This is a genomic window from Roseiarcus sp., assembly GCF_049514155.1.
Taxonomy (GTDB): domain Bacteria; phylum Pseudomonadota; class Alphaproteobacteria; order Rhizobiales; family Beijerinckiaceae; genus Roseiarcus.
This window is the reverse complement of sequence record NZ_JBEKVH010000020.1, coordinates 49,230-63,153: the sequence shown is the minus strand read 5'-3', so window position 1 is coordinate 63,153 and position 13,924 is coordinate 49,230. Positions and strand designations below refer to the sequence as shown.

Here is a 13,924-nt window from a genome sequence, read left to right as displayed (position 1 = left end):
GACAGAACATCGACGTGACCCCTGCATAGGCCAGGCACGCAATCGGCGAGAGACTCGGAATCTACGCACGCGAGCGCGCGACGACTGGCGCTCAATCGACAACGGCGGCCCGCGCCGGCGAGACGCGACGCTTCGTCAAAACGAACGCCGGCGCGCGAGGCGCTCGCGATCGTCGAGTGACGATTTCCCGGCCGCCCCTCGCTTCGATTGCGGCGGCAACGACAATGGCTAGTGGCGGCCCCGCAGCTTGAATTCGCGCATCAGCGGAGAAGTTCGACGCGACTCTGTGGCGCACTGCGAGACTGAAGAACTTATCCATGCGAATGCGCCCGGGAGTTCTGCGAGAGAAGCGTTCGAGGATCGCCGGAGTTGGCCGAGCAAGTCCCGCGCCCCGGTCGGTGCGACTATCTCGCTGATCCAGCGTACGCCAGTGGGGTCAACGCTTGGCTCGGACCCGCAGACGCGCTCGGGGATGAGTAGACGCCAACTTGTCGTTGCGAGGGGCCGGCACGCTCCATGTCGACCAGGGTCGCGCGCAAATCTTTGGGCAACGAGCGCGCCTGTGACAAGGCGACGAAGTCCGAGGACGTGATCGAACGAGTTTTGGCGCCCTGAAACACCAGGAAACCTTTGGGCGTCACCACGACATCGCCTTTTCGCAGCGTAGGATCGTTCAGCACTGCCGCAGAATAGCCGCGCGTGAGCGAGCGATGACAGCTACAGGTGTTGTCGAGCGTGGTTCGATAGCGATTGGCCACTGGAAGGGCGGTGTAGAGCGCGCCGTGCGCTGAAACCGCGTCCTCGATCCTGTCCGAGCCAACCGGCTCGGTGTAGCGCGCGGTGGGCGCATCCGGACATTGAGCCGCGCAAGCCTCGTCGCCGCCCGAACTCGTGGCGCTCGGGAAGAAGAATCCGTCGCACAAGCGCACGCACACCGCGAGGCCGTTGGCTCCAGCGTCTCTTGGTTTCAGGTCTGTCGGAACATCGATGGCCGGGATCGCCGCGACCTCCGGGACCGGATCCCACGGCGCCCAGACTTTCTCGCCGCCACGAGCCCACGCCAACCCGCCTGCGAGCAGCAACGCCCCTGCCAGGAGAATCGCGATAGACGCGACAAAGGCGAGGCTCGGACGCCGAAGGGCTGTGTTTCGAGTCTTGCCCCAACGATCGGAAGGGCGGGCGCGGCTTGGAAGTCCATGCTCGCGAGGGTTGGTCATATGCATCCAATCTGGATGCACTTCTAACGCTGTGGTCGGACGGCGATAGCCTCGGAATATACTCAGTTTCGGCACAGCCCTTGGGCAGGTTCTGAAACCTTGCCGAGCGGATGTGATTGCGGTGACGGCGTCAGGCTCCCGAAGAAACTCAAGGCGAGATGAGACGTGAGGTCAGCGCGTATGCGTCGCCAGATGAGCCGCGAGGTCTTGTCTCACGTCTCTGGGAACGACTTGCAAGAAGGCGTTGTTGAGATCGCGCATCTGGCGGCGCAGGTCGTAAAGCTGATCGAGCAGCAGCAGGACAACCGGCAGGGCGTCCTCGCTGATCTGCATCTCGTCGCGCATTTCCAGAATCAGGCGCGCACGCGCCACATCGATCTCTCGAAACGCGTAGCCGCTCGCCGACTTGTCAGGCCGAACCCACGCGTTTGAGATCCAGCGCTCGAGATCCTGCTGCTTCAGCCCGGAAATCTCAGCGATCACGACGTCGATGCCGATCATGGTTGCTCCCTCATGGTTCGTCTGGGATCGATCGGGTTCTTCGGTTTCCAATTGCGCAGAAATTCTTCCAACGCTTCGTCTGGGGCGCCCAGCACGACGTTCAGTTTGGCGTAGAGATCTCCGGCGACGAGGCCGTCGTGGGCGGGCACGCCTCGCCCCCGGAGTCTAAGCTCCGTCCCGCTGTCGGCGCGAGGCGGAACGCGCATGCTGACGGGACCGCCCGGGGTCGGAACCTCAACATGGCCCCCGAGAACCGCCTCCGACAGCGTGACAGGCAGCGCCAGGCGAATGTCCTGACCGTCGCGATGAAAAAGGCGATGCTCGGCGACGTGAACCTCGATCAATGCGTCGCCCGCGGGCGCGCCGTTGCGGCCGGGTCCCCCGAGGCCGCGCAGGCGAAGCACTTGCCCTTCCAATGTCCCCGGCGGGATCTTGACCTCGAGCGCACGGCCATCCGGCAGCGTCAGTCGACGCGTTGCGCCGTTCACGGCGTCGAGAAAGGTTGTCGACAAGACGTAATGTTCATCCGGACCGTGACTTGGACGGTCATCGTCCGTTTGTCGCCGTTCGCCGAACACCGAGTTGAAGATGTCGCCGAAGTCGGCGTCGCTCCATCCGCCCGACTGCGGACCGGCTCGGCTGTATCGGCGGCCAGGCCCGCCTTCTGCGTGTTCGCGATACGATTCCCGTGGAGCCTGCTCTTGTCCGGAGTCATCGATCTCGTCGCGATCGAACTTTCCCCGCTTTTCGGGATCCGAAAGAATCGAATTGGCGGTGGATACAGCCTTAAATGTTTCTTCGGCCTTCGCGTTCCCGGGGTTGAGGTCGGGATGGTGCTGCTTGGCTAATTTTCGATACGCGTCCCGGATGGCGTCCTGGCTCGCGTCACGCGGCACGCCAAGCGTCGTGTATGGGTCCGCCAATTCGTGCTCCGTTCATCCACGTGCCTGGCGACATGTTCTAGACGAACACATGTGGCGTTCAATCATGGCGGCAAGGCTGGTTTGAGACGTCGCTGCGCTGCGGCTCACGGCTGCCCGACATAGAGCACGATCTTGCCAACGGTTCGACCGGACTCGCTCAGCGCATGCGCGTCGGCGACATTCCGCAACGCGAATTCGCCGCCAATCAGGGGGCGCAACTTGCCCGCGTCAACCAGGCCCGCCAACTGATCGAGAACCGCGGCGTTGGGGCTGATGAGCACGAAGGCGCTTCGGACGCCCAAGGCCGCCGCGCGTTCGATCGAGGGAACGCTCACCGTCGAAACAAGAATGCCGCCTCGGCGCAAGACCGACCATGACGACGCCTGCACATCGCCGCCGACCGTATCGACAACAACGTCGACGTCTTTCACTTTGTCGGTGAAACGCTGGTTGCGATAGTCGATCACTTGATCGGCGCCCAGCGAGCGAACCAGTTCGATGTTGGCGCTCGAAGTGGTCGCCACAACATGCGCGCCACGCGATTTCGCGATCTGGACCGCCAGAGAACCGACGCCGCCAGAGGCCGCATGAATCAGCGCCTTCTGACCGGCCACGAGATTTCCAACCGAAACGATCGTTTCCCAGGCGGTGATTCCCACCAGAGGAATTGACGCCGCCTCGATATGCGAAATCGTCTTCGGCTTTCTCGCAATTTCGACAGCGCGGACCGCGACGTATTCGGCATAGCTCCCATCCCGTCGAATGTCGGGACGCGAAAACACGGCGTCGCCGACGGCCAAGCCGGAAACCTCGGAACCCAACGCCTCGATAACTCCGGAGAAATCCCAGCCGAGCGTCAAGGGAAAGACGTAGGGAACCATGGTCTTCAAGTGCCCCTGCCGGATCTTCCAATCGATCGGGTTGACCGCCGCGGCGACAACGCGCACGAGCGCCTCGTCGGGTGCGATCGCCGGCTTGGGCGCGTCTTCGAATTGGAGGACCGAGCGGTCTCCGTAGGCATGGATCCTGACGGCTTTCATGAAATCTCCTTGGACTTGGCGGCCTTTGTTTTCGGCGGCAATCCGCTGCTCTGGGAACGGTCCCTCGCGTCTGTCGCCCTATTGCCCGCGAGGATGAGGGTCGCGCGCTAAGGCCGGTCTTGCGGGAAGCCGAATTGCAACGCGGGGGGAGCGGCGTCAGCGGCGAAACAGCGGCGGGCGGCAGGCCGACGGCGTCGGTTTGCTGGGGAAAGTCGTCGCCGTCGCGCGCAGCTTCTCTGATTGGCCGTCCGCCAGATCGTTCTTCGAAGTGGGAGGCGCCGCGTTGAAGCCGCCGCCGGGCTTTTCGATCGGCTTGGCTTCGGGGGCGGATTGCGTGGATGACTTCATCATGTGACCGATTTCTGACATCGCGTTTCCATCCGTTGCGCGGTGGCCACGTGAGAGCGAGCGTCCAACACCCGGCTCCGCTATGCCGTGTGATAGGGGCAAGAGCCGCCGTGGGTCAGACTCGGAAACTACTCAGCGGGCGCCGCATCTCAAATCAACGCGTTCGTATTGTCCATGACGCCTCGATCCGGCTCAGGCGGCTCAGCAGGCGTTGGCGCAAGCGGCGAAACGCCTCTCGCGGAAACATCCCGCTGCAGTCGCTCGAGCGGACTGGAATGCCTGGCCTCTGCGCCGAGGCCGCGTCAGACCCATCGTTGGAAGCGGAAAAGGGTCAATACGCCAATTACTCGACTTCGTTCGTCAGAAGCGAGCGACAGCAACGGCAAGGACTCGCGGAACGCCTCGACGCGCACGGCCGACATCGCGTGAACCAAACTCTCTCTTTCCCGAGTCGGGCTATGCGAAGAGAGTTTCCTGGCGATTTCGGCGATCCTCTTTCCTTGGTATCGCGCCCCGGCCAGTTCATTGCGGGCGTCTTCGGCGATTGCGGCCGCGAGCGTTTCGATGTGGCCATAGGACGAATAATAGAGAACGAGAACTTTGGTCATGAAATGTCGCCTCGTGTCGGCAGAGCTCGCAAGGGCGGGAAGTCCGCGCGATCGCAAGCAAATCGAGATCGCCTGCAGTAGGGCGCTACACGTCGACTTCCCCCGAGGCACAGCTTCGGAGAACACGTAGAGGCGGCGCGGCGGAGACTCTGCCGCATTGGGCGCAATCGAGCTCTCCTCACTGTTTTCGCTGACGCGGCGGTTGCGACGCGCTTGCCGAGCGGTCGCGAACTCGGTCTGCGCCTCTGAGACATCCGCCGCACAACCGATCCTCGGACGTGAGTAGTTTCCGAGTCTGGCGCTGCCGACTAGCGGATCCCTATCGTATTTTCGCCAAGGGTCCTGCTCCGCGCTTGACGTCGACCGGGCGTCCCGCGCTCGGCATGTCTTCTTGACGGCGACGCGCCAAGCGCTTTCGCGACCGCTCGGAGCCCATGCGCAACGCAGCGCGGTTTCGAGCGCCGCACTTTTGACGCGCGTAACAGCGTTTGTTCACCGCGGCTCGCTTGGCGGCGTCGCCGCGCCGAAACATCGGCGGAGGATGAGGATCAAGAGCGCCGGCGCGCTCAACCAGCATGTATGGCGTCTCGGTCCCTCACAGTTCGCCACGTGTTCGACGGCGCAAGGAAGTCGCGCAGGAGGCCCAGATTGTCGAGCATGGATTTGAACGCCAGATCCGCAATTTTGTCGCGTCGCTTCCCCGGGTTTTCAAGGAGAACGTCGCCCTGGGACAGCGAAGCGCCAATCCGCGAGGAATTGTTCAGCGTCGAACGCCTGGAGGCGCATGCACGCAGTCTCGCGGTCGCGCAATCCATCGCTTTGCGACCGACCCGAGGCCTGCCGCTGGCCGCCCGATTGGCCGATAACGGCGCGGTCCTGTTGTCGGCCTATCGAGAGATCGTGGAGGCGACCGACGAGGGGCGCGCGACAACGCCGGCGGCGGAGTGGCTTATCGACAACTACCATTTGGTCGAAAGGCAGATCCGTCAGATCACAATGGACCTGCCGCCCAGCTACTATCGCCAACTGCCGAAACTCGTCTCGGGCCCTTTCGCCGGATATCCGCGCGTATTCGGCATGGCTTGGGCGTTTGTCGCCCACACCGACAGTAGTTTCGACGCCAACATCCTCGTCAGCTTCATCAACGCCTATCAGACGATCCAGCCGTTGATGATCGGCGAGCTTTGGGCGGCTTCGATCACCCTGCAGGTCGTGCTGATCGAAAATTTGCGACGACTCGCGCAGCAGATCACGCAAAGTCGGGTCGCGCGGCACGAGGCCGATGGGGTCGCGGATCGGTTGCTGGGCGTCAGCGGGCGCGCTGCGGAGCCAGCCTCGATCGTTTTCGCCGATCAAGATGCGGGGTCGCTTTCGGAGGCGTTCGCGGTTCAACTCGTGCATCGGCTTCGCGATCAGGATCCCAAGGTCACGCCCGCGCTGGCGTGGTTGGACGAGCGCCTGTCGAAGCAAGACGTGACGGCGGATGTGGCGGTGCGCGAGGTCCAGCGTAGTCACGGGGCCGCGAACGTGACCATGCGCAACATCGTGACGAGCTTGAGAGTGATCGCCGAAGTCGATTGGACGGAACTGTTTAAGCGAATTTGTCTCGTCGATGACGCATTGACCTTAGGCGGCGCATTTCTGGAAATGGACTTCGCCACCCGCACACTCTATCGCACCGCGGTCGAGCAACTGGCGCGGGGATCTCGCCAAGGCGAGCTCGATATCGCGCGCCTTGCCGTTACCGAAGCGCACAAGCCTCATCCATCCCTTGCTCCCATGGAGCAATTGCGGCGCGCCGACCCCGGTTACTATTTGCTCGCGGGCGGACGCCGCGAATTTGAGAAGTTGATCGGCTTCCGCAGGCGCCTTTGGCGGCCCGCGCGCGCAACAACCAGGTTGAGTTTCGACGCCTACAGCGCAGCAATCGTCCTCACGTCGGCGTGCCTGCTTGCTGCGCCATTGATGGTTATGGCCGGCATGGGTCTCGGCGTTGGCCTGCTCGGACTGCTGGCTTGTCTCGGAGTGGTTTCGGCGATTGACGTTGGCGTGGCGCTGGTCAACAGAGGCACCGCGTTTTTTGTCCACGCGGTCCCGTTGCCCGGGCTGGAGCTACGCCACGGGGTTCCCGAGTCGCTGCGCACCCTGGTCGCGGTGCCGACGCTCTTGACCTCTCAGGAAGATATCGCGGCGCAAGTGGAGCGGCTCGAGATCCATCATCTGGCGAGTCCAGAGGGCGATTTACACTTTGCCCTGCTTTCGGATTGGGTCGACGCCGACGCCGAGCATGTGGACGGCGACGCTGAGCTGCTCGCTTATGCCCGCGAAGGCATAGAAAGTCTCAACCGACGTTACGGCCCAGCCCCGGCGGGCCCTCGGTTTCTCTTGCTGCACCGCAAGCGCATCTGGAACGACAGCGAAAGGCGATGGATCGGTTGGGAACGCAAGCGCGGCAAGCTTCACGAGTTGAATCGACTGCTGCGCGGCGCGACGGACACCACCTTCATCGACTCCAGCGCCGCCGCAGCGCCTCCCCCTCAGAACGTCCGATACGTCCTCACGCTGGATTCGGACACGCGCTTGCCGCGTGACACGGTCAGGCGACTGATCGGCAAGATGGCGCATCCGCTCAATCGGCCGCGCATCGACGCCGAGCGCGGCAGGGTCGTAGAAGGCTACGCCGTGCTTCAGCCGCGGGTGACGCCGTCGCTGCCCGAGGGCGGCGAGGGATCGCTGTTTCAACGCATATTCTCGAGCGCCAGCGGGATCGATCCTTATTCCTCGGCGGTCTCGGACGTCTACCAGGACATGTTCGGCGAGGGGTCGTACGCCGGGAAGGGCATCTACGACCTCGACGCGTTCGAGAGCGCCCTCTCCGGCCGCGCCCCGGACTCGACGCTGCTGAGTCATGATCTGTTCGAGGGGACTTTCGCCCGCGCCGGCTTCGCCTCGGACGTCGAAGTCGTCGAGGAATTCCCTTCCCGATACGACGTCAGCGCTCAGCGTCATCACCGCTGGGCGCGAGGGGACTGGCAGCTCCTGCCTTGGATTTTCGGCTTCGCCGACAGAGGCGATGGCGCGCCGAGCGTCAAGGGCGAACTCCCACGGATCGGTCGCTGGAAGATGATCGACAATCTGCGTCGAACCCTTTCGGCGCCGACCGCCGTCGTGGCCTTGGCCGTGGGCTGGACCCTGCCGATCTATCCGGCGCTGGTCTGGACCTCGTTCGTGCTCGCCACGATTGTCGTCCCTAGTCTCATTCCGGTCATTTCGGCGATCCCCTCGCGACGCCCCGGGGCGCAGATTTCAACGCATGTTCGCGCGCTCGTTGGGGACCTTGGCCTAGCGGTGGTATTGACCGCGTTGAACGTGACGTTTCTCGCCGACCAGGCGCGACTGATGAGCGACGCAATCTTGCGCACGCTATGGCGTATTTTCGTCAGTCGGCGGCACTTGCTGCAATGGGTGCCTGCCGCGCAGACGTTGATGGGACCGCGTCTGGACCTGGCCGGCTTTATCGTGCGCATGTCGGGAGCGATCTGTATCGCAGTCGCGGCTTTGTTGGTTGCACTCCTTTTCGGGCATGGGGCTTGGCCGGTTGCGGCGCCCCTCGTTGCGCTTTGGCTGGTCTCGCCTGCGGTCGCGCGCACCGTCAGCGTCCCTCGAGGCCTCGAGCGCCGGGCGAACGCCTCCGCGGCCGACGTGCAAGCGCTGCGGCGAACGGCCCGCCGCACCTGGCGGTTCTTCGAAGTCCTCGTCAGCGCGGCGGATAATTGGCTGCCTCCCGACAATTTTCAGGAAGACCCGGCGCCCGAGGTCGCGCACCGCACTTCGCCGACCAACCTCGGGCTGTATCTGCTGTCCGTCGTCAGCGCCCGCGACTTCGGTTGGATCGGCGCGGCCCAAGCCATCGAGCGCCTAGAGGCGACGTTGGCGACAATGATCCGAATGGCGCGTTTCCGCGGTCACTTCTTCAATTGGTACGACACCCGCGATCTCCGAGTCCTCGAGCCCAAGTACATCTCCTCCGTCGACAGCGGCAATCTGGGCGGCCACTTGATCGCGGTCGCCAACGCGTGCAGAGAATGGCGGCAATCGTCGATGGCTGCGGCATCGCGCCGGGCAGGAATTGCCGATGCGCTCGCGTTGACTGCAGAGCAGGCCGTTGACCTCCGTCACGGGCGCAGAACTCAGACCGTCACGCCGCGCCAACTCGAAGACTCGCTCGCGTCGATAGCCAAGACGCTGGAAGGCGCGTCCCTTGCCGACGACGAAGCGTTCACAACGCAACTGGCGGGCCTCTCGGGCGAGGCGACGGTCCTGCTCGATATCGCCCGCGCGATCGCGCTAGAGCGCAGCGACGGCAGCGGATCGGATCTCCTATATTGGTCGCAAGCGAGCCTCTCCGCGATTGACGCGCATCGAGCTGACTTGGCGTCGTCGGCAGAGACCGTCGCTTCGCGCCAGGCTCGGCTGATCGTGCTGGAGGACGCGTTCCGCGTCATGGCGATGGCGATGGATTTTGGCTTTCTCTTCGACAAGCAGCGACAGCTGCTGTCGATCGGATACGTCGTTTCCGAGTCGGCGCTGGATCCCAATTGCTACGACCTCCTGGCCTCCGAGGCGCGGCTGGCTAGCTTCTTCGCGATCGCCAAGGGCGACGTGCCAGCCCGGCATTGGTTCCGACTCGGCCGGGCGATGACTCCGGTCGTACACGGTGGGGCTCTCATCTCCTGGTCAGGCTCGATGTTCGAATATCTGATGCCGCCGCTCGTCATGCGTGCGCCTGCCGGAAGTTTGCTCGATCAGACCGATCGGCTCGTTGTGCGTCGTCAAATCGACTACGGCGCGAAGCTTGGGTTGCCGTGGGGCGTTTCCGAATCTGCGTACAACGCGCGCGATCTCGAATTGACCTATCAATATTCCAACTTTGGCGTGCCTGGCCTCGGGCTGAAGCGGGGGTTGGAAGCCAATCGCGTCATCGCGCCCTATGCGACCGCACTGGCCACGATGGTCGATCCCGTCGCCGCAGCTGCGAATCTGAAACGGCTGACGGCGATGGGGGCGAGGGGGGCTTACGGCTTCTACGAAGCGGTGGACTTCACCCCTGCGCGCATTCAAGACGGCGAGGACTTCGCGTTGGTGCGCGCCTATATGGCGCATCACCAAGGCATGACGATCGTCGCCGTCGCCAACGCGGTGTTCGACGGCGCGATGCGCGCCCGTTTTCACGCCGAGCCGATCATTCAGGCGACGGAATTGTTGCTGCAGGAGAGGGTTCCGCGCGAGGTCCCGGTAGCGCGGCCTTGGGTGGCTGAAGTCCATTCCGCCACGCTTCCCAACGAAGAAGACGCCACGGGCAGTCGCAAAATCATGTCCGTCCATCTTTCCCCGCCCGCAACTCTGCTGCTCTCCAATAGTCGCTACGCCGTGGTGCTGACGGCGGCAGGCTCCGGTTACAGCCGTTGGGGCGACGCGGCGATCACCCGTTGGCGGGAGGACGCCACCTGCGACGATTCTGGCGCCTATATCTTTCTCCGTGACATGCGCAGTGGGGCCGTCTGGTCTGCGGGCTATCAACCAACGGGCGCCGAACCCGACGAATATTCCATCCATTTCAGCGAGGAGCGCGGGGAGATCACGCGGCGCGACGGAACCCTGACGACGGTCCTCGAAGTGCTCGTGTCCGAGGAGGACGACGCCGAGGTGCGGCGGGTCTCGATCACCAACGCGGGCGGCCGCTCGCGCGAAATCGAGATCACCTCGTATGCCGAACTCACTCTCGGTCCTCAGAGCGCCGATGTCGCTCATCCCGCCTTCGCGAAGCTGTTCGTCGAAACTGAATACCTCGTCGACCCGGGCGCGATTCTCGCCACGCGACGAAAGCGAACGCCGTCGGAGCCCGAAATATGGGCCGCGCATCTGAGCGTCGCCAACGGCGAGGCCGTCGGCAGACCCGAGTTTGAAACCGACAGGGCGCGCTTCCTCGGCCGGGGACACAGCATCAGCGCGCCGCTTGCGATTGGGGACGCGCGGCCTCTGACCAATTCCGTTGGCGCCGTGCTCGATCCGATCTTCGCCTTGCGCCGCCGCGTCGTTGTGGCGCCGGGCGCCACCGTTCGCGTCGCGTTCTGGACTATGGCGGCCAATTCGCGCGCCACCCTGTTGGATTGCATCGACAAGCATCGTGACGCCGCCGCCTATGAGCGCGCCACGACGCTCGCCTGGACCCAGGGGCAAGTCCAGCTTCATCATTTGGGCGTCAGGCCGGGAGAGGCGGGTCTGTTTCAACGTCTGGCCGGTCACGTCGTTTTCTCAGGGCGGGCGCTGCGACCGGCCTCGGACGCGATTCGTCAGGGCTCCGGCCCGCAATCCGGACTGTGGTCTCACGGGATTTCGGGCGATCTGCCAATCGTCCTCGTGCGAATCGCCGATATCGAAAATCTCAGTTTCGTTCATCAGATTCTGCAAGCTCACAAGTACTGGCGAATGAAACAGCTCGCTGTCGATCTCGTGATCCTGAACGAGCGCCGGTCGTCGTATGTGCAAGACCTCCAGGTGGCTATTGAAACCCTTGTTCGCGCCAGCCAATCGAGGCCCGCCCCAGGCGTCGAGCGAGAGCCGGGCCATGTGGCCATTCTCAGGTCCGACCTCATCCCCGCGCCAACGCGTTCGCTGCTGATCTCGGCGGCGCGCGTCGTGCTCGCCGCCCAGCACGGCAGCCTTTCCGATCAGCTCGACCGCGCCGCCGACCCCAACGCGCCCATTCGACCGCTCGTCGAGCCTCCGGCGCATCGTCCGCGGCTCCTCGCCACGCTCCGCCCGCCCGATCTAGAGTTCTTCAACGGCTTGGGCGGATTTGCGGTGGGCGGCAAGGAATATGTGACGGTGCTCGGCCCCGGCCAATCGACTCCTGCGCCATGGATCAACGTGATCGCCAATGCGACGTTCGGCTTCCAAACGGCGACCGAAGGCGGCGGCTACACCTGGTCCGCCAATAGCCACGAGAACCAGCTTACCCCGTGGTCCAACGATCCGGTCAGCGACCCTCCGGGCGAAGCCTTCTACATCAGAGACGACGAAACTGGCGATCTCTGGAGTCCGACCGCGCTTCCCATTCGCGACCCGCAGGCGACCTACGTTGCGCGGCATGGGCGAGGCTACAGCCGCTTCGAACATACAGCGTGCGGCATCGCTGCGAGTCTTCTGCAGTACGTGCCAGTCGAGGGATCTGTGAAGATATCACGCCTTCGCCTGACCAACGAAACCAATCGCACGCGCGTACTCAGCGTGACCGCTTACGTCGAATGGGTCCTGGCCGCATCGCGATCCGCTTCCCTCGGCTTCATCGAAACCGAGATGGATGGCCTCACCGGCGCTATGTTCGCGCGCAATCCTTGGAACACGGACTTCGGTTCGCGCTTCGCGTTCGCCGATATGCGCGGCGCACAAACAGATTCGACCGGCGACCGGCGCGACTTCATCGGCCGCAATGGCGCGCTGGCCAATCCGGCGGGGCTCGCGAGCTCGGCGCCATTGTCCAACAGGGTCGGCGCCGGCTTGGACGCTTGCGCCGCGATGCGCACGACGCTCGAGCTGCCGGCGCGCGGTGTCGCCGAAGTGGTCTTCTTCCTGGGACAGGCCGCGACACGGAAGGCCGCCCGCGCGGCGGTCCAGACCTATCGCGCAGCCGATCTCGACGCCCTCGAGGCCGACGTCGCGGCGCTTTGGGACGACACGTTGGGCGCGATTCAGGTCAAGACGCCCGACCGGACGATGGACCTCATGCTCAACGGCTGGCTCCTCTACCAGACGCTCGCCTGCCGCATCTGGGCGCGCTCGGCCTTCTATCAGGCCAGCGGCGCCTATGGGTTCCGCGATCAATTGCAGGACGGCATGGCGCTGGTTGCGGCTCGCCCCGATCTGACGCGCGAACATCTGTTGCGCGCGGCGGCCCGTCAGTTCACCGAGGGCGACGTGCAACATTGGTGGCTGCCAAATTCCGGCAAGGGCGTGCGCACCGGGATCTCCGACGACCGCGCTTGGCTCGCCTACGCCGTCGCGCAGTACGTCGAGGCCACGCAAGACAAGCTCGTGCTCGACGAATCCCTTCCGTTCCTCGAAGGACCAGGATTGGAAGCGAATGAGACGGACAATTTCTTTCAGCCGACAGTCTCTCAAAAACAAGCTACGCTGTTTGAGCATTGCGCGCTCGCACTCGATCAGAGCCTAGCCGATGGCCGCCACCGACTTCCGCTCATCGGCACAGGCGATTGGAACGACGGCATGAACCGCGTCGGCGAAAAGGGCGAAGGCGAAAGCATTTGGCTCGGCTGGTTCCTCTACGCGACGCTGACGGCGTTTGCGCCGCTCGCAGCCGCGCGCGGCGAGACCGCCCGCGCGGAACATTGGACCATGCACGCCGACGCGCTCAAGGTCGCGCTCGAGCGCGAAGCTTGGGACGGCGATTGGTATGTGAGAGGCTTTTTCGACGACGGAACGCCGCTTGGCTCGTCGCGCAGCGACGAATGTCGCATCGATTCCATCGCGCAATCCTGGGCGGTCTTGTCGGGAGCGGCGACGCAAGGCCGCGCCCTGCGCGCGATGGCCTCGCTGGATCGCGAGTTGATCCACCGCGACGACGGCTTGGCGCTCTTGTTCGCCCCGCCCTTCGATAAAACGGCGACCGATCCCGGTTACATCAAAGGATACCCCCCTGGCGTTCGCGAAAACGGCGGCCAATACACGCATGCCGCGACGTGGTCGGTGATGGCGTTCGCCGCGCTGGGCGATGGGGACAAGGCGGCGGAACTCTTCGCCATGCTCAATCCGATCAACCATTCGCGAACCCGCGCCGACGCCTATCGCTACAAGGTCGAGCCCTACGTCGTCTGCGCCGACATCTATTCGACCAAGCCACATGTCGGACGCGGGGGGTGGACCTGGTACACCGGCTCGGCCGGATGGCTGCAACGCGCCGGCGTGGAGGGTCTGCTCGGCCTGAGGCTGCACGGCGCTTCTCTTCGCATCGATCCCTGTGTTCCCAAGGCCTGGGGGCAATTCGAGGCGGATGTGAAATACCGCTCGGCGCGATACAAGGTGCTGGTGGAAAATCCCGGCGGGGTGAACCGGGGCGTCGTTTCCGCTAACGTCGACGGCGCTGAACTGACGGAGCGCCCGCTGCGCGTGCCGCTTGTTGACGATGGATCGATTCACCGCGTCAAAGTGCGCTTGGGATGAGTTCCCTCCAAGCTGCCCGCTATGTTAGATTGGGCGACGGTCGACGG

At 64.0% G+C, this 13,924-nt stretch carries 6 protein-coding genes and 1 pseudogene; 1 reads left to right on the top strand and 6 read right to left on the bottom strand.

Translation table 11 applies throughout. From position 1 onward, the window contains the following. Nucleotides 1-404: 404 nt before the first annotated feature. The 6 genes and pseudogenes from ABSF49_RS04945 to ABSF49_RS04920 all read right to left on the bottom strand — a co-directional run. Nucleotides 405-1,082, bottom strand: coding sequence for a DUF2865 domain-containing protein (locus ABSF49_RS04945; RefSeq protein ID WP_424111518.1), 678 nt, complete (start codon nucleotides 1,080-1,082; stop codon nucleotides 405-407). Between the two features lie 306 nt (nucleotides 1,083-1,388). After that, on the bottom strand, nucleotides 1,389-1,718 hold the full coding sequence (locus tag ABSF49_RS04940; protein WP_424111517.1) for a chaperone modulator CbpM: 330 nt from the start codon (nucleotides 1,716-1,718) through the stop codon (nucleotides 1,389-1,391). Further along, entirely contained in the window at nucleotides 1,715-2,641 is a 927-nt protein-coding gene (locus ABSF49_RS04935; RefSeq protein ID WP_424111516.1) for a DnaJ C-terminal domain-containing protein, read from the bottom strand. Before ABSF49_RS04935 ends, ABSF49_RS04940 begins: the two co-directional genes overlap by 4 nt. Nucleotides 2,642-2,745: 104 nt before the next feature. After that, a complete protein-coding gene (locus tag ABSF49_RS04930) occupies nucleotides 2,746-3,681 on the bottom strand; it encodes an NADP-dependent oxidoreductase (RefSeq protein ID WP_424111515.1) in 936 nt (311 codons plus the stop codon). 156 nt (nucleotides 3,682-3,837) lie between these two features. Continuing rightward, nucleotides 3,838-4,050 carry a hypothetical protein gene (locus tag ABSF49_RS04925; protein ID WP_424111514.1) on the bottom strand — a complete coding sequence of 71 codons (213 nt, stop codon included), beginning with the start codon at nucleotides 4,048-4,050 and terminating at the stop codon, nucleotides 3,838-3,840. A gap of 458 nt (nucleotides 4,051-4,508) precedes the next feature. Continuing rightward, nucleotides 4,509-4,637, bottom strand: a pseudogene (locus tag ABSF49_RS04920) (NAD(P)H:quinone oxidoreductase); the annotation flags it as partial. Nucleotides 4,638-5,294: 657 nt separating this feature from the next. On the opposite strand from ABSF49_RS04920, the gene ABSF49_RS04915 reads away from it, so the two are divergent. Continuing rightward, the gene (locus ABSF49_RS04915) at nucleotides 5,295-13,877 is read left to right on the top strand and encodes a GH36-type glycosyl hydrolase domain-containing protein (RefSeq protein ID WP_424111520.1); all 8,583 of its coding nucleotides are present in this window, start codon (nucleotides 5,295-5,297) and stop codon (nucleotides 13,875-13,877) included. Nucleotides 13,878-13,924: the final 47 nt, after the last annotated feature.